This is a genomic window from Streptomyces sp. NPDC046197 (assembly GCF_040646295.1).
GTDB lineage: Bacteria > Actinomycetota > Actinomycetes > Streptomycetales > Streptomycetaceae > Streptomyces.
Genome location: NZ_JBEYZY010000052.1, coordinates 1 through 26,407, shown reverse-complemented (window position 1 = coordinate 26,407; position 26,407 = coordinate 1). Strand labels below are relative to the sequence as shown.

General features: G+C 68.7%; 27 protein-coding genes and 3 pseudogenes. 13 read left to right on the top strand and 17 right to left on the bottom strand.

Features of this window, described 5'->3' with window-relative positions; all coding sequences use genetic code 11:
• The first annotated feature begins 71 nt into the window (after positions 1–71).
• Entirely contained in the window at positions 72–275 is a 204-nt protein-coding gene (locus AB0A61_RS37825; RefSeq protein WP_143653936.1) for a cold-shock protein, read from the top strand.
• A gap of 176 nt (positions 276–451) precedes the next feature.
• Here the strand turns inward: AB0A61_RS37825 and AB0A61_RS37820 are convergent.
• Positions 452–692, bottom strand: a pseudogene (locus tag AB0A61_RS37820) (RNA polymerase subunit sigma-24); the annotation flags it as partial.
• A 7-nt stretch (positions 693–699) separates the two neighbouring features.
• On the opposite strand from AB0A61_RS37820, the pseudogene AB0A61_RS37815 reads away from it, so the two are divergent.
• Positions 700–866: pseudogene (locus AB0A61_RS37815) on the top strand (IS5/IS1182 family transposase); the annotation flags it as partial.
• Positions 867–935: 69 nt separating this feature from the next.
• On the opposite strand, the gene AB0A61_RS37810 reads toward AB0A61_RS37815, so the two are convergent.
• Positions 936–1,091, bottom strand: coding sequence for a hypothetical protein (locus AB0A61_RS37810; RefSeq protein ID WP_361303193.1), 156 nt, complete (start codon positions 1,089–1,091; stop codon positions 936–938).
• 34 nt (positions 1,092–1,125) lie between these two features.
• Positions 1,126–1,311, bottom strand: a pseudogene (locus tag AB0A61_RS37805) (DUF2267 domain-containing protein); the annotation flags it as partial.
• A 315-nt stretch (positions 1,312–1,626) separates the two neighbouring features.
• Between AB0A61_RS37805 and AB0A61_RS37800 the strand changes: the two are divergent.
• The 3 genes from AB0A61_RS37800 (at position 1,627) to AB0A61_RS37790 (ending at position 3,879) form a co-directional block, all read left to right on the top strand.
• Entirely contained in the window at positions 1,627–2,259 is a 633-nt protein-coding gene (locus tag AB0A61_RS37800; RefSeq protein WP_361303155.1) for an MBL fold metallo-hydrolase, read from the top strand.
• 432 nt (positions 2,260–2,691) lie between these two features.
• The gene (locus AB0A61_RS37795) at positions 2,692–3,090 is read left to right on the top strand and encodes a gas vesicle structural protein GvpA (protein WP_361303189.1); all 399 of its coding nucleotides are present in this window, start codon (positions 2,692–2,694) and stop codon (positions 3,088–3,090) included.
• Between the two features lie 3 nt (positions 3,091–3,093).
• Positions 3,094–3,879 carry a GvpL/GvpF family gas vesicle protein gene (locus AB0A61_RS37790; RefSeq protein WP_361303153.1) on the top strand — a complete coding sequence of 262 codons (786 nt, stop codon included), beginning with the start codon at positions 3,094–3,096 and terminating at the stop codon, positions 3,877–3,879.
• A gap of 1,007 nt (positions 3,880–4,886) precedes the next feature.
• Here AB0A61_RS37790 and AB0A61_RS37785 read toward each other — a convergent pair.
• Positions 4,887–6,119, bottom strand: a complete 1,233-nt coding sequence (locus AB0A61_RS37785) for a protein kinase (RefSeq protein WP_361303150.1) — start codon at positions 6,117–6,119, stop codon at positions 4,887–4,889.
• A 2,221-nt stretch (positions 6,120–8,340) separates the two neighbouring features.
• On the opposite strand from AB0A61_RS37785, the gene AB0A61_RS37780 reads away from it, so the two are divergent.
• Both AB0A61_RS37780 and AB0A61_RS37775 read left to right on the top strand, forming a co-directional pair.
• A complete protein-coding gene (locus tag AB0A61_RS37780) occupies positions 8,341–9,021 on the top strand; it encodes a YeeE/YedE thiosulfate transporter family protein (RefSeq protein ID WP_361303147.1) in 681 nt (226 codons plus the stop codon).
• Positions 9,021–9,437: a YeeE/YedE thiosulfate transporter family protein gene (locus AB0A61_RS37775; protein WP_361303144.1), complete on the top strand. Its 417-nt coding sequence runs from the start codon at positions 9,021–9,023 to the stop codon at positions 9,435–9,437. Before AB0A61_RS37780 ends, AB0A61_RS37775 begins: the two co-directional genes overlap by 1 nt.
• Before the next feature lie 611 nt (positions 9,438–10,048).
• Here AB0A61_RS37775 and AB0A61_RS37770 read toward each other — a convergent pair.
• The 3 genes from AB0A61_RS37770 to AB0A61_RS37760 form a co-directional block, all read right to left on the bottom strand.
• Positions 10,049–10,897 carry a SigB/SigF/SigG family RNA polymerase sigma factor gene (locus AB0A61_RS37770; protein WP_361303141.1) on the bottom strand — a complete coding sequence of 283 codons (849 nt, stop codon included), beginning with the start codon at positions 10,895–10,897 and terminating at the stop codon, positions 10,049–10,051.
• A 315-nt stretch (positions 10,898–11,212) separates the two neighbouring features.
• Positions 11,213–11,410: a hypothetical protein gene (locus AB0A61_RS37765; RefSeq protein ID WP_361303138.1), complete on the bottom strand. Its 198-nt coding sequence runs from the start codon at positions 11,408–11,410 to the stop codon at positions 11,213–11,215.
• 107 nt (positions 11,411–11,517) lie between these two features.
• On the bottom strand, positions 11,518–11,997 hold the full coding sequence (locus tag AB0A61_RS37760; protein ID WP_361303135.1) for an ATP-binding protein: 480 nt from the start codon (positions 11,995–11,997) through the stop codon (positions 11,518–11,520).
• Between the two features lie 159 nt (positions 11,998–12,156).
• Here AB0A61_RS37760 and AB0A61_RS37755 point away from each other — a divergent pair, with 159 nt between their 5' ends.
• Positions 12,157–12,534, top strand: coding sequence for an STAS domain-containing protein (locus tag AB0A61_RS37755; RefSeq protein WP_361303132.1), 378 nt, complete (start codon positions 12,157–12,159; stop codon positions 12,532–12,534).
• 357 nt (positions 12,535–12,891) lie between these two features.
• Here AB0A61_RS37755 and AB0A61_RS37750 read toward each other — a convergent pair whose 3' ends face one another.
• On the bottom strand, positions 12,892–13,062 hold the full coding sequence (locus tag AB0A61_RS37750; RefSeq protein WP_361303129.1) for a hydrophobic protein: 171 nt from the start codon (positions 13,060–13,062) through the stop codon (positions 12,892–12,894).
• Positions 13,063–13,553: 491 nt separating this feature from the next.
• Here AB0A61_RS37750 and AB0A61_RS37745 point away from each other — a divergent pair, with 491 nt between their 5' ends.
• The gene (locus tag AB0A61_RS37745; RefSeq protein ID WP_361303126.1) at positions 13,554–14,798 is read left to right on the top strand and encodes an IS256 family transposase; all 1,245 of its coding nucleotides are present in this window, start codon (positions 13,554–13,556) and stop codon (positions 14,796–14,798) included.
• A 261-nt stretch (positions 14,799–15,059) separates the two neighbouring features.
• On the opposite strand, the gene AB0A61_RS37740 is transcribed toward AB0A61_RS37745, so the two are convergent.
• The 6 genes from AB0A61_RS37740 to AB0A61_RS37715 all read right to left on the bottom strand — a co-directional run bounded on the left by AB0A61_RS37740 (position 15,060) and on the right by AB0A61_RS37715 (position 20,297).
• Positions 15,060–15,275, bottom strand: a complete 216-nt coding sequence (locus AB0A61_RS37740) for a hypothetical protein (protein WP_361303123.1) — start codon at positions 15,273–15,275, stop codon at positions 15,060–15,062.
• Between the two features lie 573 nt (positions 15,276–15,848).
• Positions 15,849–16,511 (bottom strand): hypothetical protein, encoded by a 663-nt coding sequence (locus AB0A61_RS37735; RefSeq protein ID WP_361303120.1) that lies wholly within the window; start codon positions 16,509–16,511, stop codon positions 15,849–15,851.
• Positions 16,512–16,727: 216 nt separating this feature from the next.
• Complete coding sequence (locus tag AB0A61_RS37730; RefSeq protein WP_361303117.1) at positions 16,728–17,285, bottom strand: GNAT family N-acetyltransferase; 558 nt, start codon at positions 17,283–17,285, stop codon at positions 16,728–16,730.
• Between the two features lie 243 nt (positions 17,286–17,528).
• A complete protein-coding gene (locus AB0A61_RS37725; protein ID WP_361303114.1) occupies positions 17,529–18,326 on the bottom strand; it encodes an ABC transporter permease in 798 nt (265 codons plus the stop codon).
• Positions 18,313–19,260: an ABC transporter ATP-binding protein gene (locus tag AB0A61_RS37720; RefSeq protein ID WP_361303111.1), complete on the bottom strand. Its 948-nt coding sequence runs from the start codon at positions 19,258–19,260 to the stop codon at positions 18,313–18,315. Before AB0A61_RS37720 ends, AB0A61_RS37725 begins: the two co-directional genes overlap by 14 nt.
• 11 nt (positions 19,261–19,271) lie before the next feature.
• Complete coding sequence (locus tag AB0A61_RS37715) at positions 19,272–20,297, bottom strand: hypothetical protein (RefSeq protein WP_361303108.1); 1,026 nt, start codon at positions 20,295–20,297, stop codon at positions 19,272–19,274.
• Positions 20,298–20,379: 82 nt separating this feature from the next.
• Here AB0A61_RS37715 and AB0A61_RS37710 point away from each other — a divergent pair, with 82 nt between their 5' ends.
• The 4 genes from AB0A61_RS37710 to AB0A61_RS37695 all read left to right on the top strand — a co-directional run bounded on the left by AB0A61_RS37710 (position 20,380) and on the right by AB0A61_RS37695 (position 23,364).
• Positions 20,380–20,691 carry a helix-turn-helix transcriptional regulator gene (locus tag AB0A61_RS37710; RefSeq protein ID WP_361303105.1) on the top strand — a complete coding sequence of 104 codons (312 nt, stop codon included), beginning with the start codon at positions 20,380–20,382 and terminating at the stop codon, positions 20,689–20,691.
• Positions 20,688–21,452 carry a hypothetical protein gene (locus AB0A61_RS37705; protein WP_361303102.1) on the top strand — a complete coding sequence of 255 codons (765 nt, stop codon included), beginning with the start codon at positions 20,688–20,690 and terminating at the stop codon, positions 21,450–21,452. Before AB0A61_RS37710 ends, AB0A61_RS37705 begins: the two co-directional genes overlap by 4 nt.
• 179 nt (positions 21,453–21,631) lie before the next feature.
• Positions 21,632–22,000, top strand: a complete 369-nt coding sequence (locus AB0A61_RS37700) for a hypothetical protein (RefSeq protein WP_361303099.1) — start codon at positions 21,632–21,634, stop codon at positions 21,998–22,000.
• Between the two features lie 284 nt (positions 22,001–22,284).
• Positions 22,285–23,364, top strand: a complete 1,080-nt coding sequence (locus tag AB0A61_RS37695; RefSeq protein ID WP_361303096.1) for a MerR family transcriptional regulator — start codon at positions 22,285–22,287, stop codon at positions 23,362–23,364.
• 196 nt (positions 23,365–23,560) lie between these two features.
• Here the strand turns inward: AB0A61_RS37695 and AB0A61_RS37690 are convergent, their stop codons facing one another.
• The 3 genes from AB0A61_RS37690 to AB0A61_RS37680 form a co-directional block, all read right to left on the bottom strand.
• Positions 23,561–24,796, bottom strand: coding sequence for an ankyrin repeat domain-containing protein (locus tag AB0A61_RS37690; RefSeq protein ID WP_361303093.1), 1,236 nt, complete (start codon positions 24,794–24,796; stop codon positions 23,561–23,563).
• Between the two features lie 71 nt (positions 24,797–24,867).
• Positions 24,868–25,365 carry a hypothetical protein gene (locus tag AB0A61_RS37685; RefSeq protein ID WP_361303090.1) on the bottom strand — a complete coding sequence of 166 codons (498 nt, stop codon included), beginning with the start codon at positions 25,363–25,365 and terminating at the stop codon, positions 24,868–24,870.
• Between the two features lie 426 nt (positions 25,366–25,791).
• The gene (locus AB0A61_RS37680) at positions 25,792–26,262 is read right to left on the bottom strand and encodes a hypothetical protein (RefSeq protein ID WP_361303186.1); all 471 of its coding nucleotides are present in this window, start codon (positions 26,260–26,262) and stop codon (positions 25,792–25,794) included.
• Between the last annotated feature and the right edge of the window lie 145 nt (positions 26,263–26,407).

Here is a 26,407-nt window from a genome sequence, read left to right as displayed (position 1 = left end):
TCCGGACCAAGGCGATCACTTCAGGACCCGCGGTACCTTGCGGGCCCAAACCCCCTCGAAGGAGAACAGGCATGGCTAAGGGCACGGTGAAGTGGTTCAACGCGGAGAAGGGTTTCGGCTTCATCGCGCAGGAGGGCGGTGGCCCGGACGTCTTCGCCCATTACTCCAACATCACTGGTCAGGGCTATCGGGAACTGCAGGAGGGCCAGCACGTCGAGTTTGACGTCACTCAGGGCCAGAAGGGCCCCCAGGCGGAGAACATCCGCGTCGTCTGACAGACGGTACGAGGGGGACGGCCGGCCGGACCCCGGTCGACCGGTGACGGGCCCGCATGGTTCACCCTTCAGTGGCTCTTCGTCGATCAGCCTGGGTGGCATGATGCCTCAACAGACGGCCCGCTCAAGTGCCCGGTGAAGGTGACCCGTGTGGCGGGACAACCGAGCGCGACCTGTCATCGACACCGGCGGGCGTTGAGCCGGGCGGCCTGGAGCGTCAGGTGGTCGCGCTCGGCGAGGTCGGGTGCCTTTTGGGTCGCCTCGGCGTACAGCCGTGCCGCCGTCGCCAGGTCGCCGTCGCGCTCGTGCAGGTACGCCGCCACGGTGGTGTGGCGGGGGCGGTGAGTCGTTCAGCGTCGCGAGCGCCGCCAGCCCGGCGCGCGGTCCGTCGGCCTTGCCGACGGCCGCTGCGCGGTTAGAGTTTGGTCAGCAGGTGGACCGGTCCCATGCGAAGATCCGTGCACTCGTCGAGGAGGTCATGGTCACCCTGAAGTCCTGGCGACTCCTCCGCAAGTTCCGGTGCTCGTCCACCCCGACCACTGCCTTGTCCAGGCCGTCCTCACTCTGCATCTGACCAGCTCAGGCCGATGATAGAAAAGCCTTGCTGTCGACAGTCGCTGACAACCGATCGCGGCGACGACGCGGCTCGCGAAGCGGTCGCTACCTGGCGCCGGCCGGCCCCGCGGGTTTGGAGAGCAGGACGTCGTACTCCCTGGGCAGTTGGGCGGTCGCGTTGCGGAACTCCTGGTCGCCGGCCGCTTCCCTCAGGGTGGCCAGGACCGCGCGGATCCCGGCCTCCGCGAGTTCGGGCCACACGCCGGACGAACGAGTCGGCCCCGTAGCCCTTCGCGATCTCCTCGTCCGTGCGCAGCCAGCTCTTCAGCGGCTCCGGCAGCGGCTCCGCGAGGTCCTGGGCCTCTCCGCCGCTGATCCGGTCGGCGAGCACCTCAAAGGTGGCGCGTGTGAGGGTCTCCGCAACGTCGAGGGAGACGCCCGCCGGCTCGGCTGCCTTCGCCGGGAATGCGTCGTACTCCATGCGACCCTGCCCCAGTCGTCGGCAGGCCGTCCGTCGGCGTGATCACCAACGGATCCAGTCAGACCCATACCTGTCGCCTCGGCCACTGGGCAGGGCCGGCATCGATCCCGCCGTGTCGCGGAGTGGCCATGAGTTCCTGCAGGTCAGCGTATACGCCCCAGTGAGGGATGACCTGCCGGTTGCTGCCGCATGCCCGGCGGGGTCCACTGGGAGTAGAGGGCCTCATCCGGAAAGGGGCTGTTCCATGGAACGGCAAACAAAGGACCCCAGAACGCGGGTGACTGCCCGCGGCCGAGTACTCCCGGCGGTGATGTCGTGACCGCCCGGGTCGAGTGCGTGGTGACGACCGGCGTCGTGGCCGGGCCGGACGCCGACACCACGCCGATGGAGAACAACGTGTGGATCGTCGGTGACGACGAGCAGGCGATAGTGGTCGACGCCGCACACGAGCCGGACGTCATCGCCACGGCGCTCGGCGACCGCCGCCTGGTGGCGATCGCGTGCACCCACGCACACAGCGGACACGTCGACGCAGCGGTAGCTCTGTCCGACCGCACCGGGGCTCCGATCATGCTGCACCCGGACGACCTGGAGCTGTGGCGCCGCAGCTTTCCCAGCCGTGTCCCCGATGAGGAACTCGTCGACGGCCGGGTGATCGATGTCGCCGGAACTGTTCTGACGGTGCGTCACACTCCGGGACACACGCCGGGATCCGTAAGTCTGTACGATCCGGCGCTGCGCAGCGTCTTCACCGGGGACATGCTGCTCTCGCGCGGACCTGGAGCCATCGGGCCGGAGGACTCCGACTTCCAGGCGATGATCCACTCGATCCGCGAGCGCCTCGTCACCCTGCCCCCCGAGACGGTGGTGTGCCCGGGGCATGGCGACGTCACCACGGTCGGCGAGGTGGGCGAGCGGGTGGAGGACTGGCTCCGCCACATCACGTGAGAGCGAGAGGCCCAGGAAGCCGAAGACGGCCAGGGTGCCACTGAGCCCTTTCCAATCCGAGGACGTCGCTTGGCAGTTGCGATAAGGATCGCGGCAACGACCGCTGCGGCCGTCAACGTGGTCGCCGCGTGCAATGGCGGAGCGAGCGGTCTCGTCCGGCGACGCGGCGGCCGGCCGAGGACTTCCACCAGCGGCTTCGACGACGCGGCGAGGAGGGGCCGTTCCCGTGACTCGCACTCCTGGCTCACCGGTCACCGCGAATGCCCGGCAACTGAGATGATCTCGGACGCTCTCCTACGGGTGTTTGGTCTCAGGTGTCGCGGCTACCCACACCCGGAAGCGTGCTCGCAGCGAGGGACAGCGAGGTCGACGCTGCTGCTGGCGGTCTCCGCCGACGGGACCATGCAGAACAGACAACAAGGGGTGGTTGCGATGACCGTGGCGACACAACAGGGCGGCGGAGGCGGTTCCAGCGGCCTGTATGACGTCTTGGAGCTCATTCTCGACCGCGGGCTGGTGATCGACGCGTTCGTGCGGGTCTCCCTCGTCGGTATCGAGATACTCAAGATCGACATACGGGTTGTGGTCGCCAGCGTCGACACCTACCTCCGCTTCGCCGAGGCGTGCAACCGCCTCGACCTCGAAGCCGGTCCCCGCAAGCCGGCCGGGCTCACGGAACTCACGGGAAAAATGACGGAGTCCGGCGCCCGCGGCAAGACCAAGGGAGCCCTGTCCGGCGCCGCGGAGACCATTTCCGAGGCCTTCAAGCAGGCACGCGCCGAAGGCCAGGAGCGTCAGGGCGAGCGGGCCGTGCGCAAGGGAGGCGAGTAGCAGATGAGCACCTACGTCTACGGGATCATCCGCGCTTCGCACTCTCCCCTCGGCCAGGACCTGGACGGCATCGGCGACCCTCCGCGGCCGGTCCGCGTGCTACGCGAGGGCGAGCTGGCCGCGATCGTCAGTGACGCCCCCGAGGAGCTGCGGCCCAAACGCCGTGACCTTCTCGCCCACCAGCACGTCCTGGACGAAGCCGGAGCAGACGGCGTGGTCCTGCCCATGCGGTTCGGCAGCGCCTCTCCGGATGACGACACGGTGACCCGGGTGCTCGCCGAGCGTGCGGGGCAATTCCTCGAGCGGCTGCAGGCACTGGACGGCACGGCGGAGTACAACATCAAGGCGCACCACGACGAAGATGCCGTGCTCCATCTGATCATGTCGAGCCACGACGATGTACGGTCTCTGGCCCAGGCGAACCGCGAGGCCGGCGGCGGCACGCAGGAAGACAAGGTCCGGCTCGGGGAAATGGTCGCCGCTGCCGTCCAGAAGCGCGAGGCGAGTGACGCAGAGCTGCTTCACCAGGCGCTGGTACCGATTGTCCGGGCGGTCAGCGCCGGAGCGCAGAGCACCGGCTGGCTGGCCAACCTTTCCTGCCTGGTGGAGCGCCGTTCAGCGGAGCAGTTCCTGACCGCGGTCGATGCATTCCGCCAGGAGCACCCGCACCTCGAGCTGCGGGTCAACGGCCCGCTGCCGCCCTACAGCTTCGCTGAATCTCCCTCCTCCGAGCAGGCCGAAGGCGGCACCGCGGAGGCGTTCGGAAACGCAGCCGCCGAGTCAGGGTAAGAGGCCGCTGTCTCCGGGTCAGCGCTCGCCTTCCGAAGGCTGCGCACACTGCGCGCGGTGACGTCTTCTGACGGCGTACGCCTCTGGCGATAGGCACGGGTCCGGCACCTTGGCGAGCAGTACACGGCGTCCACCCGCCTGCGGCCCCCGCCCGTGGCCTCACCGACGAACCACCAGCCGTTGCAGACCGGGCACCGGACCTTCGTCCGACGGTAGGGGCGGCCCCCTCGTTGCGCGGCAACGACCTCCGCGCCGCTCCGCCACCGCCACGCCTTCGTACGGCAAGCCGCTGAGCAGTACCGACGTGAGCCGCGGCTGCCCTCGGGGAGCGGGCTGCCGCACTGACTGCATTCGGGGACGGTCTTCCTCGGCACGCTTCCAGAGTCCTCCCAGCCGTCCCCCGCGACCAAAAGGCAACGCTGCTGATGGCGGACCCGTCACGCAGCCAGTTCCGCGAACGGCAGCGCAGCGATCACCCGTCTGCCACTGTCGTGGTGACCTGCGGCTCAAGGGGTTCCGGCAGGCCCTCAGGTCGCAGGGACGCGGGATGGCACCGCAGCCAGCGCGTCCTGGGTCCTCGCCGTCGTCCGTCAACCGCCTCATTCAGCAGCTCGACGCCCTCTGCCATCCTCGTGCCAATGACCTCACGACGCGCAGAAGCGGCACCGCAGATGAGCCTGGTCCCGTCTCTCCGCCGCAAACCCTGGCCAGGCTGACACAGTCGTACGGGAACGGAGCAACGCGGCGGCACGGTCATCCCGCCGTGCCGCCGCGTTGCTCACCCACGCCCCACCCCGTGCGTGCCCGGTCCGAGCGGATGTATGCGCCGCGCAGTGGACCCCGGCTGCTTCTCCTGCGCTCCAAGCCGGGGACAGAGCTTCGGCTGACCACGACACACGGTTTTTTCACTGCTCGACGAGCAACTGGCTCGGTAGCCGGCTGCTCAGACGGCCCCCGTCCGAAGGGTCAGGCACCGCTGGGACGGTAGTGCCGCATACGACAGCAGCTCAGTCGTGGGAGTGTCCTCTCCTGCCCTTCCCCGGCCCGTGCTTGCCTTGGTCCTCGTGGGCCTGGTCGTCGCCGCGTTCCCGCGCGGGCGGCGCCGTGCGGCTCGCAGCGGCAGAGGGCGGAGGCGGGGACGATGTCCGGGCTACGGGTGCGGAGGTGACCGGTGCCTGGGCGGGAGAGGAGGGTGACGAGGGGGTGTCCTCGCCGGAATTCATCGACGCTCCCAGCGCCGCTGCGGCAGCGAAAAGGGTCAGGCCGATGCCGCCGACAGTGGCTCGGGTGAGCAGTTTGCGGGGGCCGCGCGAATGGGAGTGCACCGTACTCCAGGGCTGATGGGGCTGCGGGCCGGGAGCAGGCGTCGTGACCGGTGCGGGCATGATCGTGGTGCTGTCCGGCTCGGTTCGGGGCGGTGTCTGGTGGTACCGGGCTAGCCAGTCGGCCGCCTGTTCGACTGTGGGCCGGTGGGCCGGGTCCTTGGCGAGCAGGAGCAGCACGTAGTCGCAGAGGTGCTGCGGTATACCGGGGCGCAGCCGGCTGGGCGGCGCTGGGCTGGCGTCGACGTGTTGCTGCACCACGGCCAGCGCGGTGGCACCGCGGAATGGGGGCCTGCCCGTGAGTAGTTCGTACAGCACGCAGCCCAGGGAGTAGACGTCGGACGCGGGCTGGGCGGGGCGCCCGAGGGCGCGTTCGGGTGCGAGGTAGTCGGCGGTGCCGAGGATCTTTCCGGTGGCGGTCAGAGCACTGGCCGCTTCGTCGGCGAAGCGCGCGATTCCGAAGTCGGCGATCTTCGCCGTGCCGTCGCCGGTCAGCATCACGTTGGCAGGCTTGACGTCGCGGTGGATCACGCCGCGCTGGTGCGCTGCGGCCAGACCGGCGGCCACCTGGGCGGCGATGGCAGTCGCGTGTTGGGGGTTCAGGACACCGCGCATGGATCGCTCCTGGGCGAGGCTCCAGCCGTCGATGAGTTCCATGACCAGGTAGAGCTGGTCATGGTGGGAGCCGAAGTCGTACATGCCCACGACGTTGTGGTGGTTGAGCCGGCCTGCGGTCTGGGCCTCCAGGCGGAAGCGCTCGGCATCCGCAGCCTGCTCGGCATGCAGGAGTTTGACCGCCACGAGACGTCCGAGGAGTTGGTCGGTGGCCCGCCACACCTCCCCCATCGCACCGCGTCCCAGTCTTTCGTCCAGCTGATAGCGGTCCGCCAGCAGTCCCTGCACACCCACCCCGATCATCACAACGTTCGTACTCCCCCAGACCCGCCCCGCAAGGGTCGTAGTCGCCCGGCCGCAGGTGGCGGGCCGATCGCGCCTTCCCGCTGGACCGGGCTGCCCCTGGCACCGCTATGGGGCAGGCAGACGAGGGGGGCGTCTGCCTGCCCCGTGTACGCGGCTGCTCACTCAAAAAGAAGGGGGGCAAGTGAGCGCCACGGGACCCCTGGGTCCTGGGTCCATCCATACAGCGCCGATAAGTCCGGCGATGTCACTGCCCGCGCATTCAGAGCGGCTGGCTGCCGCGCGGTGCGCAGTGGTGCGGAGCAGGGGCAGGCCCGGTTACGGGGGGAAACCGGGCCTGCCCCTGGGGCGCCCGCATGACTCCCCCGGAGGCCGAGCGCCTTGACCCCGCCCGGGGGTCACTTCGATCAGCGCCCGCTCCGACAGGAGTGTCACGGGCTGACGGGGATGGTTGCCAGGCCCGCACTTTTACGGAGGCGCACACCTGATGCCTCTGCGAATCCTTTACGAAAGGCACACATGTAGGAGTGGGCGCCTGCCGGGCGGGATCGTTCGTGATGCTGAAATAGGGAGATGGCTGATACATGAAGCGTTATCTACGGAAAAGCGCATACAGGCCGCACTCAGCCTTCCGAAAGCGCGTCCGTGGACTTGCCCGTGACGCTCCCTTGGAAACGGCCGCCGAAAAGAGGCTGCTGAGATGCCGTCAGGGTGCGCTGTCTGGGGGCGGTTCGCGGACAGCATCGTTCGGCCTGAGCGGCAGCGGCAGGGGCTTCCACGAGCAGCCCCTGCGGCTTGCAGGCTCGACCTGCGCCCGCCGCCGATCTCGACGGGCGGGCAGCACCCGAGGGTGAGGCAGGGAGACCAGGACGCATCAGGTCACGTCATGGGCGAGATCGCCCGCCGCAGCGAAGGCGCGCTCACCGGGATAATGCGGCCGCTTGGCAGCCGGCCCGGGTCGCTGGTCCGGCGAGCGCAGCACCCTGCCTCCACTTGCCTCATGCTGGGCTTTTCATCCACGCGATGAGCCTGGCCCACCAGCGCTCCTTCACTCGGCCAGGTGAACTGTCCAGGCGTCGAGGAAGGCGTGTGCGTCGCACCGCTGCGCCTGGCTGGACCGGATCCGGTCCCGTTCGAATCCTCGGCTCCCCTGCGCTCACACGCTCACGCCCCGCCGGCTCACACGTGCACCGCTGATGTGTCGGCACGCCGGCGAGGACTTGCTCCACGTGCCTGCCGCAGCCCTCGTAGGTCGCCTTCCGGCATGACTGGCATACAGCACGTCGGCACATGATTCCCCTTCACTCGCACCCTTGTTTAACGACCAGTAATATCAGCACAGCAGAATTCACAATTCCGCCACACGCGGCTACCGTATCTGCACTGCCTCCACGAACAACCGACTCCGTCAGCGGCAGGGACGGTCGCGGGACTGCGTCACGACGCAATAGTGCGTGACATACCTCACTCGACAATGCTGACGGGCACGTTCGGAATCCTGCGGAAGTTGCTCGGAACGCCGAAACAGTGGTTCCATCTCGCCCGGTCGAGAAATGGAGGCCTCATTCCGTGTTGTGACAGGCCGTCACCGCGTCCCTTTCAGTTCGTCGGCCCGGGCGCGGCGAGGGCAAGCGACCGAGAACGGCGACCGCCCTCACAGATCGAGTGGTGTGCGCCGGTCAGAAGGGAGCAACGTGAGTTGCTCGCACGCCGCAGGATGCCCCCTATTCCCCTTGCTCAGGGCGAGCTTGCAAGGGTGGCGCGACTACTACTGCGACAGCGAGGATCAGTGGCTCGGCTGTGCGCGCTACCAGGTGTCACTCACCGGCGAGCGTGTGCCGATCAGCCTGCTGCCCAACGGGGCCCGCGCGCGACATCTTGAAGTCGCGGCCACGGGCGCGGAACGGTTCGACGCCGCCACCCCAGAGCGGAACCTCCAGCAGGCCCCGGCACCACAACACCCCTGGCCACAGGAGAACGCGTCCTGGTCACCGACGACACCAGTCGGGCCGCCGGAACCGCCGGAACCCGTGCCCGCGGCATCCGAGACAAGGGTTCAGTTCGGGCCGGCATCTTCGACGATCCCGGTCTCGCACTACCGACCCTCGCCCTCCCCACCGATGCGCCAGCCTCCGGACCGTTCATCTCGACACGCGGGGCAACGGCCCACACCGAGGCAGGGCTTGTGGACTCGATTCACCCAATGGATGGGAGGCCCCGCATGAGTGGCTACTGGCCCTGGTGGGCCGGCGCTGCCGGGCTCGCTCTGATCACCATCAACTACGCCCTCACCACGGACCGGTCCTTCGGGGTGTCGTCCGCATGGGATCGTGTGTTGCACTGGCGCAGGGAGCGCCGCCTGGAGCGGATGGACGAGGAGTTCACCGACGAGCACGCTCTCGCTGACGCTCTCGCCGCAGCCACGGCAGAGCACTTCGGCACCAGCCCCGCCGCACCCGCCGTGCCGCCGGCCCCGTACGGGACTTCTTCACAGTTGCTCGAGAGGGACGTCGAACCGACGGTGGATGAGAGCACCCCGACGGTGGATGAGAGCACCTCGGTGACAGGCCCGGGTCCGGCCCCGCTGGTGACCCAGGCTGCCCTGCTGGTATCGATCTTCTTCGGCGGACTGATCGCCGCGGTCACCTCCGGGCGGTTCCACCTCCGCTTCGACATGGGACCGGGATTCCGCGACGTGGTCACCGCGAACCCGACCACCATGACCGTCCTGCTGTTCGTCGGAGGCGTGCTGGTCGGCTTCGGCACCCGGCTGGCCGGTGGGTGCAGCTCCGGCCACGGACTCAACGGCTGCGGCCGTCTACGCCCGGTCAGCCTCGTTGCGACCGCCGTGTTCTTCGGCACCGCCGTCGCGGTGTCGTTCCTGCTGTGGAAGGTGATCTGATGCGCACTAGGGGTGCGATTCTGCTGGCCAACATCATCACCGGCCTGACTCTCGGCTACACCGTCTCCAACATCGGCTTCGGCGACTACACCGAGCTGAACCGCATGTTCACCTTCCAGGACCTGCGCATGCTCCTCTCCTTCGCCGGCGCCGTCGTGATCATCGTGTGCGCGTTCACTCTGTTGCGGGTCCGGCGCACCCCGGGGCGTATCCACGCCGGCGTGATCCCCGGCGCAGTGCTGTTCGGTACGGGCTGGGCGATCTCCGGAGGGTGTCCGGCAATCCCGATCGTCCAGGTCGCCAGCGGATACCTGCCCGCCCTCATCACCATCGTCGGCGTCACCGTCGGAATCCGGCTGTGCCGCTGGGCCAACGCCCGCTACTTCCACCTCGACCGCGGCTCCTGCGGCCTGTAACCAAAAACGTCCACCGGCCCACCCCGCCTGCACATACAACCTCGGTGGGGTGAGCCACCCCGTCGCTTTGACCCAGGCCGTCCCCGCCGGGTCCTGCCCCAGTCGCCCGCGTCCAGTCGTTCCGATACCGCGTCAGACGTCGCGCCGACGGCGACAACCGGTCCAGCGCGCCCCCAGGCGCACGCCCGGGCATGCCGCATCTGTGAAGCGCAACCGCCCATCGGCCGGCCAGTGGCAAAAGATCCCGCCCAACGACGCGGCCAGGACCACGAGCAGCGCGCTGCTGGTCGGCTGATGCGGTCGCGATGCTCCTCCCCGCCTGCGGGGGGCATCTGATCTTCTGCCCCTGGTCACGGCTTGCGCGGCCCGGGCCGGGGTGCCTGGGTGGCGAGATAGAAGCGTGCTCTTTCCAGACCCTGGATGCTCTCGCATATACCGGCGCAGACGCACAGGGCGTAGGCGAGGTCTTGCAGCTGGGCGCGAGTGCAGCGGCTTGGGACAGTGCCTCCTCGACGAGCGTGACCCGGCGTCTCTCACAACGCCCCAGCACAGTGTGGCCGGGAACGGCGTCGGCATCCCGAGAACGCTGCTGGAAGCGCGGCCAGTCGGTCTCAGGCCGCGCGGCGGCCGCCGGTCCGCTGCGCGAGGGCTTCGTCGCGGACGCGGGCGCAGCTGCGGCTGATCAGCCGGGAGACGTGCATCTGGGAGATGCCGAGTTTGTCGGCGATGCGGCTCTGCGTCATGTCCTCGAAGAACCGCATGTAGAGGATGGCCTGCTCGCGCTCAGGCAGGCGGCGCAGTCCTGCCTTGGCGGCCTCGCGGTCGACCACGACGTCGTACGAGGTGTCCGTGGATGCGAGGGTGTCGGCGAGGCTGTAGCCGTCGTCACCGGTGGACAGCTCGGCGTCCAGCGACAGGATGCTGAAACTCTCGAGCGCCTCCATGCCCGCTGTGACCTCGTCCTCGCTGAGGCCGGTGTGGGCGGCGACGGCGGCGACGGAGGGCTCGGGGCTGCCGGGGTTCTGGGTCAGCTCACGGCGGGCGACGCGTACGCGGTTGCGCAGTTCCTGCACCCGGCGCGGCACCCGCAGGGCCCACATGCGGTCCCGGAAGTGCCGCTTGACCTCGCCGGTGATGGCAGGCACGGCGAAGCTCTCGAACGCCCCGCGCGACGGGTCGAACCGGTCGACCGCCTTCACCAGTCCCAAGGCCGCCACCTGGCGCAGGTCCTCGACGGACTCGCCGCGATCGCGGAACCGGGAGGCGATCCGGTGCGCCATGGGCAGCCAGGCGCCCACGAGTTCGTCCCGCACGGCGTCCCGCTCGGGACCGTCGTCCAGGTGCACCAGCCGGGCGAAGAGCTCCGTGGTGTCGGGGGCGTCGTCGTGGGACCGCCGCGCGGGCGCGGCGGCAGGGGTGGCGGGTGTGCCGGAACGGCTCGTCGATATCTCGGTCTGCATGCGGAATCGCTCCCGAAACGATCTCAGGGGCGTCCCCGAAGACGGCGCTTGCGGGGCCGACCCCAACGGTGCTGTCAGGGTTCACCGCACAGGAAGTTGCCGTGACCGCTGGACCGGGCCAGCAGCCGGGACTCCCCGCTGGGCGTGCGCCTCCGGTCCGAAGCACGAAACCCCGCCTGCCCTTCGGTTCCACCCGCAAACCAGGCACCCGGAGGCCCAAATAAGCGTTCAAACGCCGGCCCCAGGAACTGAGCGAAGCCATGCCCGGCTCGACCAGACGGCGATCGTCCCCGTCTCGGCCGCTGCCGGCGCCGGTCAGGCGGCGTCGGACCGTTCCTGATCGGCCTGCGGGCGCCTCACGGATTCTTGCCCGCCGCCCTGGATCAAGCGCAGGTGCCTGTGGCGGGCGCGGTGGGGTGGCTGAGGGGCGCGGGTCTGCCAGTCCTCGACACGGTCCATCCCGTACAGCACGAAAGCCGTCATGGGCGGCAGCAGGCAGGCGATGATGATCACGGCGTGGATCCCCCTCGCGGAAGACGGCCGTAGTCGGGTGCCCGCGCCGCGCCCGGCTACCAGCCCGCTTGTGGGAAGGTCCCGTGGCCCTCGTGCGCCCCGCCCGATCACAGGGGGCGGCGTCCGGCGACCGCCCCGCCCGGGTCGTCCAGCAGGGCGATGCGAGCGGTGATGCGCTTGCCGACCGGCTCCCGCTGCAATTCGAAGCCCTGGCAGACGGCCAGGACGATCTCCAAGCCGTGCTGGCCCACCCGGCCGGCGTCCGCGGCCCTGGCGATGGGCAGTACGGGGTCGGAGTCCCAGACCACGACCTCGACCGTGTCACCGGCGATCCGCAAATCCAGCAGCACCGGCCCGGGAGCGTACTTGCGGGCATTGGTGACGAGCTCGCTGACCACCAGCTGGGTCAGATCCATGGCGCGCTGCGAGACCGGCAGCCCGTGCTCGGTCTGCACACGAGTGAGGAACTCGCCGGCCAGATGACGGGCCTGGGCGATGACTGTGCCGTCCCCGTCCAGCGCCGTCGTGGTCTGAATGGCGTGCTCGCCCTGCATGGCGCCGTCCTCGTCCACGGGTACTGATTCCATCGCGGCCGCCTTCACTCCCCGTTCACACCGGACGCTTGTACCCCCTCCAGGGAAGGTGACGCCTGCTGCCTCAGCGTGGGCTCCGTCTCACCACGGCATCACCCGGCATATGCGGGGCAGCGATTCCCGTGAAGACCTGGCTGTGCCAGGATCACCGACATGGCTGAGGAAGAAGTTACGGACACCGAACAGGCGGTGCAGCCGGGCGAGCTCTCCGTCGTGGCCACCGTCACCGACGGCATCCACGTACTGACCGTGGCCGGGGAGCTCGACCACCAGACCGGTGACACGCTCCACCAGGCCCTGGACGTCTCCAGCGTGCCCCGGCCCCGCGTCGTGGTGGACCTGGCCCGGGTGACCTTCATGGACTCCAGCGGCCTCAACATCCTCATCATCGCCCACCGCACCCTCACGGAGGCCGGCGGCTGGCTCCGCCTGGCCGCACCCGGCCAATCCGTGCAGCGCATCCTGCAACTCGTCGGCCTCGAGACCGTCATCGACTGCCACGAAACCCTCCAGCAGGCGCTCACCGGCTGACCCCCTTCTGCGGCGTACGATCCCGTACGGCTGTCAGGAATCGAGACGACCGGGCAGCCATACCGGTGCCAGTGCGCTGCTCTGGCACAGACGGCTCTCAACTGCTCGGCCTGGCCACCCGGCCGAACCAGACGCAAGCCCGATACGCGCCGGCCCCGCAGAAAGGAGGAGCAGGGTTCCACTGCTGAGTCTGCGGGGCCGGTGCATGACTCACGTACCCTGCGGTGCGTCCGATAAGCCCGATCCCTCCCAACCGCCGCAAGGGAGCGTCTCTTTCACGCCAGTGGGCCCGGCCGTGTCGGCCGGGCCCACTCATTGCTCGCGCGTGGCGCGCTCCGCGCGCCGGGTGTCTTTCGTCTACCAGCGGTACCAGCGGCCCTTGCGGCCGCCGCTGTCCGCGGACCGGACGACGAAGCCGAGCAGCCACACGATGAGCACGACCACTGCGATCCACCACAGTGCCTTCAGCGCGAAGCCCGCGCCGAAGAGGATCAGAGCCAGCAGAAGAACCAGAAGCAGGGGAACCATCGTTATCAACCTCCTGGCCACCGGATGCCCTTACTTCAGCCCTACAAGCCCCCAAAATATGAGTTTCTTCCAAGGCGTGAGGGGCATATGCGGGCCGCACGCCGTGGACGGTTCCCGCTTTCTCGCACCTCACGCACCGGTGACACGCAGCGTGTAGCGCTCAAAGCGATGCCGTGGCCTTGGATTCGCCGGGACCGTTACGGGGTCGCGCGTACAGCCGACGCCCGAGACCGGCAACCGAGGGAACGCAGCCGCACGACCGCCATCGAAAGGCCGAGCTCAGGCCGAACGGCGCGCCACCGGCAACAAGGAGCTGAGCAGGCGCCAGCACAGGATCGCGTCCCATGAAGTGGTGTAGCCGGGCAGAGTCCCGGAACGCGCGGGTGTCTGCCCGGGGCGTGCATCCGCAGTCGGTGGCTGCTCCCTGAACAAGGGCAGGCCACCGCGCAAGTCTCCATGGTGAACGGGCAGTTCGACCGGAGGAGCGCGCGATGGCCTTGTCCCGGTCTGAGCTGATGCGGCTGCTTGAGTCACTACGTCGGGCCGACGGAGTTGAAGCAATCAGGGTGGTGTGCGAGCGCATCCTGCAGGAGCTGATCGAGGCCGAGGCCACGGAGATGATCGGTGCCGCCCCAGGCGAGCACTCCCAGACGCGCACGACCTGGCGCAATGGACACCGGGAGAGGCTGCCGACCACGCAGGCCGGTGACCTGGACCTGAAGATCCCGAAGGTGCGGAGCGGGTCGTTCTTCCCGACGTTGCTGGAACGCCGGCGGAGGATCGACCGGGCGTTGTTCGCCGTGGTGATGGAGGCATACGTGCACGGTGTCCCGACCCGATCGGTCGACGACCTGGTCAAAGCACTCGGTGCGGACAGCGGGATCTCCAAGTCCGAGGTCTCCCGCCTCTGCGGTGAGCTGGACGGGGAACTGACCGCGTTCAAGGAGCGGCCGCTGGACCACACCGTCTTCCGCTACGTCTTTCTGGACGCCACCTACTGCAAGGCGAGGGTGAATCACCGGATCGTCTCCCAGGCCGTGGTCATGGCCACCGGGATCTCCGTCTCCGGGCACCGCGAGATCCTCGGGCTGATGGTCGGCGACAGCGAGTCGAAGCCGTTCTGGACGAAGTTCCCGCGCTCGCTGCGGGCCCGCGGCCTGGCGAATGTCCAGCTGGTCATCTCCGACAGCCACAGCGGTCTGGTGGCCGCGATCCGCACCGTTTCCCTCGGCGCGGCCTGGCAAAGGTGCCGGGTTCACTTCGTCCGGGATGTGTTTTCTGTGATCGAGAGGGGCTTAGGGGAGATGGTCGCCGCCACCATCCGCACCACCTTCGCGCAGACCACCGGCGAGCAGGTGCGCACCCAGCTGAACGTGGTCGCCGACATACTCGGACGGCAGTTCCCGCAGGTCAAGACGATGCTGCTGGATGCGGCGACGGACATCACCGCGTTCGCCGACTTCCCGCCGGCGCACTGGAAGAAGATCTGGTCGACCAACCCGCTGGAGCGGCTGAACCGGGAGATCAAACGGCGGGCCGACGTGGTCCAGGTCTTTCCCAGCCCCGCCGCCTTGGACCGGCTCGCCGCCGCGGTGCCGGCCGAACTCCACGACGAGTGGCAGGTCTTCGACCGCCGCTACCTGTCGGAAGCCTCCATGGCCGAGCTCTTCACTACCAAGCCGACCGAACCCGAACCCCAGATCACACCACAACCGGAACCGAAACAGCTGCCGTGACTACACCACCCCGCGGGACATGACCCAGCACAGGCAAGAGGGAATCTCCTCGGCGCGCATGCGACGGTGCAGGTTCACCTCACGCAGTGCCTCCAAGCAGCCCAGGACCACAACTGGAGCCTGCTCAAGGACAGTGCCCATCAACTCGCCCAAGTCGCTGAGTGTTTGGAAGCCGATGCCGAATGACCCCCGCTGGCCATGCCTGAGTGATGCCTGCGCCGGTCAACCAGGGCCTCGAGGCGGCTTGTGAGTCCAGGCAGGCTACGAAGCGCGGCGGAAGCGGGCGGTGGCGGCGGGACCGACCGAGTCGAGGCCGAACTTGGCACGGATGCGATCCATGGTTCCTTCGGCCACCAGCCGGGACTCGCGTGCCTGATCGAGGCTGATCTGCCGGGCGACCTGGTCGGCATCGATGAGGTCCTCGCCTTTGGGGGAGACCGGTCGGCCGGGCGCGCTGGGCAGATCAGCAGATCGCAACGTTGGATTCCCTGCCCGCGTCCCGTCCTTGGCGGCAGCTTCCAAGGCCGTTCCCACCGGAAACGAACCGGCATGAATAACAAGCCCCCACAACTGCACCGCTACGGGTACCGGTAGCCGCGTGGGCGGGGCGATGCAGGGCATGAGGCGCGCCGCAACGGCGCAACGGCGCAACGGCGCAACGGCAGCAGGGTCGACCGCGCTGGCATCGCACTCGGCGTGGATATGGGCCCGGGCAGCGACCTGGGACGCGGACGGGGTGCAGGCTGATCGCTGGGCGACCCGGCCGGCGCGACGAGGGCTTCCCCCTTTCAAGGCGATACCGGTCGGTGGCGTCCATCAGTGCCTGGGCGGCCCGGGCACGATGGCGTGGCAAGAGCCCAGTTTACGACCAGCCGACAGTGCGGCCCTGACGGTGGGTCTCCAAGGTGTGCCGGCCGGGGAGGTGGCGGGGAGCATGCCGACCTGGTGGATGCCGTGGTTGGCGACGCCCACGCCACCGCCCTGCGCAAGGTCGGCCGCGACGGCGCCGTGTATCCGCTCTGACCGCTGGTACGGCGGGGCATTGCCGTTCTACCGCTCGGCGGTGCCGTCCGCACCGTCAATCTCGTAGATCCGCTGTTGAAGCTGTTCACCGGCCCAGTCCAGCCCGACGCCCAGGTCGAACCAGTGCCGGTCCTTGCGGACTCCGGGCGGTGAGAGGTTCGCCGCCGCCCAGGAGAACACCCCCAGGAGGATGGAACGCCCGTGCTGCGTTGTGCGCACGGACAACGCAAACGGCGCGGCGAGTGCCGCGCGGGTGACCAAGATGAGCTGTTCGTCCTCGGAATGTCGACGTCCACCGGTGAGAAACCGGGGCGTTTCAAGGATTTTGACCCAATCGACCACTGCGTCTGCCGCCTGGGCGCGCAAGGACTCTTCGATGCCCTTGCGGACGGCGGTCGCGGGATCGTCGCCGAGCCAGCCAAGCCAGTGATCAGGGTCAGTGAGCTGGCTGAAGTCGTCCTGTGGCACCCCGTGGCGGGGATTCTCCTGGTACTCACCTGTCAGTTTCCCGCTGCTGTCCACCAACCAAGCGCGGCGGATTGCCTCGGGAGGCACGTAGCCGTTCGGGTCGTCGATATACGTCGGGTCGATCTCGGCGACGCTGCCACCGGGGTTCTCAGCAGCCGCAGCCAGAAGCGTCGGCTCGTCCGGTATGTCCTTACGTCGGCTTCGCGAGCCAAAACGCCCCACGTTCCCACCCCCACCATTGCCTGCCCAGTTGACCGCGATTGTGCCGCACCGGTCTTCACGGAGCCGAAGCCGTCCTGCGACTGCGTGCCGTCGTCTCCAACAGCGACCTCGCCCCCTACTGGCGCTACCACACCACCCGCGAACACGAGCGCCTCCACCCCACCCCGATCAGCGGAACTACAGCCTCACCACTTGATCGCGAGCTTCACGAGCCCCTCAGGACTGGGCCGACTTGTGGCGGACATGCAGATGGCCCTCGGTTGGAAACGCGGGCAGTTGGGCAGGCAGAACCGCTTCGAGCCCGAAGTCACATCTCTCGGCCACACGACATGAGGCATGGTTACCCACCGCGTGGAGCAGATCCAGCCGCACCGCCGGCACTGGAGACTCCTTGCTGAAGACCCACCGCACGACCGCCTCCAGGGCCCGGGAGGCCAGCCCCCGCCCTCGAACCTCGGCCGCTGTCCAGTAGCCCACTTCCGCAGAGCCCTCATCCTTGAGCTTCACCGTCACATGGCCGACGGCCGCACCGAAGCCCTCACCGCCGTCGTCCAGAACGGCGAAACTGAACCGGGTGCCGGCGGCCCAGCCCTGACGCTGGCTGTCGATCCAGCGACGAGCATCAACGTCGCTGCTGATCACATTCGTCAGCCAACGACGCAGGGCAGGATCCCGATGCGCGGACACAAGAGCGTCGACGTCGGCGACCTGCCAGGGGCGCAGCCTCAGGGCAGGCAGGAACGCAGTCGCCCCCACGGACAGTTGGACGCTCACACGGTTCTCCGATCAGCTCTGCTGCTGATGAACAACCTAGCGGCCGAGCCTCACGTCGAGGAGGGGTCCCCGTTCCCTTCGGAAGAGCCGCACCCAAAGCGAAAGGCTCTACTCGTCGTGGCCGAGGCGTAGTCGCGCGTCGCATGGGCCGTGGTCGGCGCGGCGGTCTCCACCGTCTCGCCGACCGCAGCAGGGCGCGGCGAGACTCGTCGCGGAGCTCGGGCATCGCGGGCGGAGCGGGTGTCATGCCGCGGGGTCCCGTCGGAAGAGCACGAGGACGGCGGCGCAGGCGGCCACGAAGATCGCGGCGATCTGGACCACGATGCCGGTGCCGAGGTGGGCGGTTCCGGAGGGGTCGAACAGGTGGGTCCAGTCCTGCCAGTAGTGCATGGGCAGGACGACCTGCACGGCGTGCAGGGTGTGCGTGCCGTTGAGGATGCCGGCAGCGATCACGAAGGCCACGGCGGTGCCGAGGGCTTCGATGCTGCGGGGCAGCAGGAGTCCCAGGACGAACGCGATCGTTGCGATGCTCAGCATGCACAGCAGGCAGTAGCCGGTCGCCGACAGGACGCGCGTGGCCGTCTCGCCGCCGGTGAGATTCGGAGCGCCGATGATGTGGAACGGGTGCCAGCCGTAGATGGCAACGCCGGCGAGCAGGCCGGCCGTCAGCACACACAAGGTGGCGATCGCAGTCCAGACGGCCAGAGCTCCGAGCTTGGCCGCCAGCAGGCGTGCTCGGCTCACGGGCGCGACGTACAGGTAGCGCAGGGTTCCCCACTCCCGGTCGGACGAGGCGATCGCGGCGGCCGGCAGAGCCACCGTGATCGGGAGAAGCAGCGGTTCTATGAACGCCATGCTCGCCATGGCGTGGTTGAGCGCGGAGTAGGGGGAGGCGCCGAACAGGCCGGTCTGACGGCCGTTGCGATGCCCCGCCTCGGATGCGTACGAAAAGCCGGACAGTACGGGGACGGCGGCCAGACAGGCGAGCACGACGAGCGTGCGGATCCGCAGCAGTTGGGTGATCAGTTCAACGCGCAGCATGCTCGCCGGCCCCTTCGGTCATGGTCAGGAACGCTTCTTCCAGGGACTTGCTCTCCTGCTGCACGGACGTGACGCCGATGCCCTCCGTGACCAGCGCGCGGACCAGGTCGCGGGAGAGCACACCGGGGGCGGTGACGACGATCTCGTCCCGCTGCGTCGTGGCCGACGCGACGCCGGGCAGTGCGCGCAGCACGGCAGCCCCCTTCTCGGTGTCGTCCACCTGGAGGCGGTAGGTGCCGGCGGCGCCGAGCAGTTCGTCCATCGGTCCTGCGGCGATCAGCCGGCCGTGGTTCATCACGACGACGTGGGTCGCCAGTTGCTGCACCTCGGCGAGCTGGTGGCTGGAGATGAGCACGGCGGCCCCTCGTCGGGCCAGCTCCCCCAGGTACTCGCGCAGGGCCCTGACCTCTCCTGGGTCCAGTCCGTTGGCCGGCTCGTCCAGGATCAGCACGTCCGGCTTCCGCATCAGGGCCTGGGCCAGCATCAGCCGCTGCTTCATCCCCATCGAATAGCCCTTGACCTTGCGGTCGAGCGCCTCGCCCAGCCCGGCGAGGTCCAGGGCGTCGTCCAGAGCGGGGGGCGGCCATGCCTGTCGTGTCGCCGACCACAGCAGCCGCAGGTTGGCACGGCCTGTGAGGTGCGGCACGAACGCGGGTCCGTCGATGAGCACGCCGACTGCGCGCAGCACGTCCGCGCCCAGCCCGACCGGTTCGCCCAGGATGCTCGCGCTGCCGGTGTCCGGGGACGACAGGCCGACCAGCATCCGCATCGTGGAGGTCTTGCCCGCCCCGTTCGGGCCGAGCAGCGCGCAGATCTGAGCGGCGTTAACGACGAAGCTGAGCCCGCTGACGGCCTGCCTGCGTCCGTACCGTTTGGACAGCTCGCGGGCACAGATCGTCGGTATCGCCTGTACCTGCGCTGTGGACGGTCCCATCGTCACGCCTTTCACCGGTGCGTACCGGGTCGTTGAAGGTGGGTGGCGGCCGCGCCGAAGCGGCGGCGCAAGCCGGCGGGGTCATGCGGGAAGCACGCGAGCAGGAGAGCAGCCGTGACCAGGGACGTGACCAGACCGGCGCCGAGCGTGAGGGCGGCCAAGGCCGGTACGGACGTCAGCGAGCCCGTCCCGAACACGGGCCACAGTGCGTCGCGGAACGCCGTCGTGACACTGACCGCGACGCACCCGGCGACGGTCGCTGCCTCGGCGATACGGCGGGGCCGGGTGCGCGGCGGCCGGGCGATGAATCCGGCGACCGCGTTGCTGATCACGCAGAACGCGAGGTTGGAGGTCGCTGCGACGACCAGAAACCAGGCGATGAGCAGCGGATCCGTCCAGCGTTCGCCGATGGCCTGCGCACTGGTGAGGGCCGCCGCGGCCAGTGTGCTCAGCGTGACGAACACCGTCATCGCGCGACGGCGCACCCAGACCGCCGCGTCCGGACCGACCCAGCGCCGCAGTACAGGAATCCGTCGGCAGAGGAGGACGGCGTCGCCGAGCCAGTCGCTCCGCCAACCGTCGGCCGAGCGGTGCGGGCGGCGACATCGCCCGAGTGACACCGCTGCCACCACGGTGAGTACGGAGTTAACGACCAGCCCGCCGATCAGCACCGATGCCCATGTCCCCGAGGATGAGGCAGGCGTCCTGGCGATGACCGCGGCCCACTCGGACACCACCGTGAGCCCGACCAGCGTGACCATCGCCCCCGCCGCACGCACCGTCTGCTGCACCCGGTCCGCACCCCCCGGCGCCCGCCACGCGAGCAGCCGTAACGCGATCACCAGGGCGAGCATCGGCACCGCAAACTGAGCCAGGGACACCATCACGTCGTACGGGTCGTCCTGCCACGGGCTGGCCGCCCTGACCGTCTTGTCCTGGGTCGCCAGCACCGTCAACGCCTCGAACACACCGGCCGCGCCGAGGCTCGTCCAAACCACTGCCGAGTAGGCCCGGCCGTTCTCCTTCACGTGTTCCATGGCCCGCTATAGTACGCACCTCGTACTACGTGACAAGTAGCATCGCGGTTCGTACCATGTGGGACGGGAGGCAAGGAGACCCATGCACAGCAACGACGCCCAGATGCTCGTGCTCACCGTCCTCGCGGACGGCCCGCTGCACGGATACGCCATCAACACCGCGATCGAAGAACTCACAGGCCGCAAACTCGGCCCCGGCAGCCTCTACGGAGCGCTGTCCCGGCTGGAGGCGCGCGAGCTGATCCGGACTGCGGACGAGGCGGCAGAAGCCCAGGAACGCCACCGCACCATGCAGATCACCGACGCGGGCCGCGACCAACTGCGGACCCAACTACAGCAGATGGCCCGCATCTCCGCCGCCGGCCTGCGCGCACTCGGGATCAACCCGGCATGAACACGGCCACGCTCCTGACCCGGCTCTACCCACCGGCCGTGCGCGAGCGATGGGGCGAGGACATCCGTCACGAGGTGTCCGCATCGGGAATCCGCTCCTGGCCCGACACCCTCGCGGGGGCCGCGCGGCTGTGGCTGCACCCCGGCGACTGGCCCGAGACGTTCACCGGCCAGACCCGCCGCGTCCTGACCGTCGCCTTGTTCGCGCTCACCGCGGCCACCGGACTGCTGCTGCGCTCGGCCGAACCCTCCACCACCCTCACCGCCGACATCCACCACCCCGCCACCAGCCTGTGGATCGCCCCGTTCCTGCTCGGCATCGGCCTCGCCGCGCCGCTTCCCCGGCCGAGCGGCGCAGCACTCCGCAACCTGGCCACCTCGGCGGTCCGCACCCTGACCGCCCCGGCCGCCGCAGTCGTGGCCCTGTGCCTGACGGCCTGGAGCGGCGTGGCCGAACACCTCACGGGCTTCGCCGACGCCGCCGTGGTCCTCTCCTACTGGCTCATGCTCGGATTCGTCGCACTCCGCCTGTGTGTCTTCGTTGCCCACGTCGTCCGGACCGCCGCCCTGCCGACCACGCGCCGACTGTCGACGGCCCTTCTGCACATCGGGACAGGACTGGCCCTGGCAGCGAGCCAGAACCTCCTCGCCGTCGTCCGGACCGCTCCTCGCCCGGGCTCCCTCATCGAGACTTTGACGCTGGGCCTCCTGGCCGTCACGGCCATCAGCGCCGGCCACGATCTACGGCGGAAGAGGGCATAGCCCCCTGCAGAAGCGGAGGTCGGGCCTGCACGTCACATCGACCCGGCCCCGTGCTCCTAGCTCAGACACCGGCCGCAAGGTACGGCATTGGAGTGCAGGCCACTCCCTGGGGTCCTGGGACACCTCCGGATGGACGTCCCAGCCGCCCGGTCGGAGTCGGCAGCGCACAGGGTGGAGAAGTGGCAGGTGGATCGAGGAGGCGACATCAACGTCGGCAGGCAGGCGGCCACTACGCCCCGGAGCTGTGGCGGGTGTGGATCGTGGCCCCGCTCGCCGTGCTCGCAGCCACCGCCGCCGGCTGCCTCATCTGTCAGTTCGTCATCGCCCCTCGGATGACCGGCACCGCGGACGCTCTGAAAACCACCATCGCCATCCTCACCCTGATCGGCGCCGTCCTGGCCGGGGTCTACGCCTACCGAAAACAGCGCATCGCGGAGGGCGACGCCCACCGTGCCGACGCAAACCAGCTGGCCGACCGCTACACCACGGCCGCCGGCCAGCTGGGCGACGACAAAACCGCCGTGCGCCTCGCCAGCGCTCCGCCGTGAGCCGTCCTTGAGGTCCACGAAGACCTCGACGTTGCACACCGAGTCCAACTCTTCGGCTGGGCTTGGCCGGAGGTCTGGACTTCGCGGACGGCCCGCTCACGCAGCTCGTACTTCCGTGGTGCAGGCATCGGACCTGTGTTCTCCCATCTGCCAAGGCGATCAGGCCTGGCTTCAGGGCCGCTACAAAATCCGGTTCAGCTCAATCCCTTGTTTGACCTTCACCTTGGGGGAGGCCACAGCATCGGTTTGGCCGGGCGATGTGCTCGGCGTGAGGAGAAGTGAGCATGGGGTTGCTGACCATCGGGGCGTTCGCGAAGGCGTCCCGGCTGTCGCCGAAGGCGCTGCGGCTTTACGACGAGCTCGGGCTTCTGGCCCCCGCTCGTGTCGACCCGGTGACCGGCTACCGCCTCTACGCACCGGAACAGGTGGACCAGGCCCGGCTGGTCGCCTGGCTCCGCCGCCTGGGAATGCCTCTGGCCCGCATTCAGCACGTCTGCACGCTGGAGGCAACGACGGCGGCGCAGGAGATCCGCGCGTTCTGGGCCCAGGTCGAGGCTGACACCGCCGCGCGGCGGGACCTGGCCACTTTCCTCATCGACCACCTGTCCTGGAAGGACCCTGCCATGTCCCCGACCACCAGGCACCTCGGAATCCGGTACGCCGCTCTTTCCGACAAAGGCCTTGTCCGTGAGAGCAACCAGGACACCGCCTACGCCGGATCCCACCTGCTTGCCGTCGCCGACGGCTACGGCAGTCAAGGAGCCCCCGCGAGCGCTGCTGCCGTCGACGCACTCAAGCACCTGGAAACCGTCAGCGTCCCGGCGGGCCATCTCCTCAACGTCCTCGAAGACGCCATCGAGCAGGCCAAACAGGCCGTTCATGGCGTCGCCGGTACCGGCTCTGCACCCGAAGAAGCCGGCACGACCCTGACCGCGATGCTCTGGACCGGATCGCAGCTGGCCCTCGTCCACATCGGTGACTCCCGCGTCTACCTCCTGCGTGACGGCGGGCTGTTCCAGATCACCCACGACCACACCATGGTGCAGTCGATGGTCGACGAAGGACGTCTCAGCCCGGAAGAAGCAGCCGCGCACCCCGAGCGGTCGCTGCTGATACGAGCCCTCGGCCAAGGGGCCGATGCCACACCCGATATGCGCCTGCACGACGCCCAGCGGGGAGATCGATACCTGCTCTGCTCCGACGGTCTGTCCACCGTCGTGTCGGCCGAGGAAATCCGCCGGGTGCTCTCCGGGACCGGGGAGCCGGAGCAGGCGGTCCGCGAACTCATCACTCTCGCCAACGGCTCCGGCGGCCCCGACAACGTCAGCTGTGTGGTCGCCGACGTCCTAGACCTCCAGGGGTAGGGGTGAGCGGCAGGCACTTCGAGTTGCACCAGCTCCGTTCTGAAGAACTCATCCGTGAAGCTGAGGAGTACAGGCTGGCCGGACAAGTCAGGAGAGCCAAAGGCCTGGGACGCATAGGGGGGTCGGCCCCTCTGCCGTGGTGGCAGCCCTCGCGTGTCAAGGCATCAGGGCTGCCTGGCCGGCGTGCCGGAGGCTCTCAGTGTTGAAGTCGCGACGGCAGTGCCACCCATCGGCGTGGGGTGCGGGGATCGACCACGCCCTGGCCGTCGCTGATCCTTAGGCCGGCCGCAGCGCAGGAGAAGGCAAGGATGTCGGCGCCATGGGGGAACGCGTGCGTGCGTTGCCAGAAACGGAAGTTCCAGTAGGCGGCCGGGTCCGACTTGTGAGGAGAGAGGCCGATCTCCTCGGACGCGACGACTTCACCATCGCGGGCCAGGGTGCCGAACGTCCCGCCCTTGGGGTTGAAGTACACCCCGTAGGCGGTGGTGTCCGCCGATATCGCTTGCAGCACGGCGTCGTCGCTCGGCATGTACCCGTCCTGTGTGATCACGCAGCCTCCGGGAGCGCCGTCCACGCTCCTCACGCCCACGTATCGCAGGGACTCGTCGTAGTCCTCCGGATCGAAGGGCGCGTGTTCGAGATCCGTCTTCGGGCACTGCGTGGGATCGGCACCGATCCGCCGGATCAGCTCGTCCTCGCTCAGGCCCTGTACGAAGCAGACGCCGAGTCCTTCAGTCCACAACGGCTCCTTGCCGAACGCCGCGATGAGCGCGTCCGCCGCCTGTTGCGCGACAACTTCCTCAGGGGGCAACTCCACCGCCTCCGGCAGGCTTTGAGCGAGTGGTGCGAGCGAGGTGGTCAGCAACAGCCGGCCCGGCGACCAGGGCCCTGATTGCGGTGTCCACACATCTGCCCCGGCGTCGATCAGCGTACGGACAGTGGTCTCGTCCATGCTGTGGACGGCGTACCACAGTGGCGTGTGCTCGTCGTCGTCGCGTACGTCGACGTCCACGTTGTGCGACAGGAGCGCCGTCACCGCTTCCGCCGCGCCTTGCTCTGCCACCAGGTGCAGCGGGGTGGTGCCGCGCCATCCGACGGCGGCGTCGGGTGGCGCGCCTCCGTCCAGCCGGGCCCGGATCAGGTCCGTGTCTCCCCAGTCCCGGTAGCCCATCTGCTGCCAGTCGGCCGCGGGCGCGTTACCACGTCCGTACTGCGCATGGGCATTGTCGGACGAACGGTTCTCCCACCGCTCGTGGAGGAAACGCACCTCCTGCTTGTCCGGGATCAGGCGCATCCTGGTCTTGAGGGTCACGCCCACCCTCCAAATCTTGCACTCCGCCACCAGGTCGGCCTTCTCGGCAGGCACAGCGTTGCGCACGCGGTAGGGCACATCCGGCCCGTTGAGCGCGAGTAGCGCGGCTCGGACCTCCAATGGCGGCAGCGGTGCGACACCGCCGTCGGGGTGCTTGGTACCGCTCAGCTTGTCCCAAAGACGTCCCATCCCTATGCCGCCTCTCCGGTGTCCGGGCGAACTGTGCGGACGAAGGCCTGAAACTCTCCCAGGACGGAGTCGTGCTGGGCCGCGGTGGCGGTGAGAGCCAGCCGGATCACCGCGCGCTTGTGTGGATCCTCGACGTCCGACAGGGACAAGTACACCTGTGACTGGACGAGGTCGCGGCGCACGCCGCCGTCGACGGTGAAGAAGGTCAGTCGCTGGGTCAGAGCGGGCGCGTCGGCGGAGCCGACCTCGCGGCGATGAGCCACCACCACCGACTCGGCGACCTCACGCAGGCGCTGCACCGACTCGTCCGCGAGGTCGGCCGGCGTCGCCCCGTCGGGCGGCACCTCGCCGTCGATGGTGATGTTCGCGGCGAACCCGGCATCCGGCTGCGGATGCACCGCAGCAAAGGCCACGCCAGCGGGGTCGAACTCCTCTGGACGGGCCGGGAGCCAGCCCTGCGGCAACCGGAACTCGATGGGCATCGGCAACGTCGTGGGCATTTCGGCCCTCCTCCCAGGGGAAGTAGATCAGAACCAGTTGGTGACGCTGTCCTTGACGGAGCTGAGGCCGTCACCGACCTCGTCGACCGCATCACCCACCGCATCGGCCGCATCGCCGACGGTCTTGCTCACCTTGTCCGGATCGACAGTGATCTCGAATCCCGCCGCGCCGCCGAGGATGGGGGATGCGCCGGCCTTCCCGCCGAGGTGGAACTTGCCGTCGTCGTCTCTCTTGTAGCCCCACCAGGCCTCCGCCCCAGGACCGGCCCACCCCTCGGCCGTCGCTCCGAAACCGATGCCGGCGACTTCCCCACCTCCGGCGACACTGCCCTTCGCCCCGGCGAACGCCTTAGGACTGGAATCAGAATGAGGTGTCCGGGCTAGGGAATGACGGCGTGTCAGTTCGCGTTGGCGCGGCCCGGGGGCTTATGGAAGCTGGACTCCGGACCAGTCATCGACTTCGCACTGTCTGTCGGCATTGTTGCCTGCGGTCACGACTGTGCCCTTGGCACGCAGGCCAAGGGTGTGCGTTGAACCGGCGGCCACAGCGACAATGTCGTGCCAATCCCCGACTTCGCACTGTCCGTAGCTGTTGTCTCCCACCGCGAGGACCCGTCCGAACGCAGTGACCCCGACGGTGTGGTAGCTGCCCGCGCTGAGCGCCACCACGTCTTCCCACTCATCGACCTCGCACGCCCCGGTTGCCCGGTCTCCGGTCGCTACTGCCCGTCCGTCGGCTCTTAGGCCGACGGTATGGAGATACCCGGCCGAAATCGCAGCTAGGTCACGCCACCCTTCAACGGCGCACTGCCGTCGTCGGTTGTTCCCCGCGGCCAGTGCAGAACCGTCCGACCGGACGCCGACCGAGTGCCAGTCACCACACGAGAGGACGACCATCTCGCGCCAGGACTGCACGTCGCACTGTCCTTCTGAACTGCGGCCAACTGCTAGTAGGACTCCGTTAGGTCTGTGTGTCGACCTTGTTCAGGGGCACGGTGAGTGTGTGGACGCACATGAAGTGAACCGTGTTCGGGCGACGTTG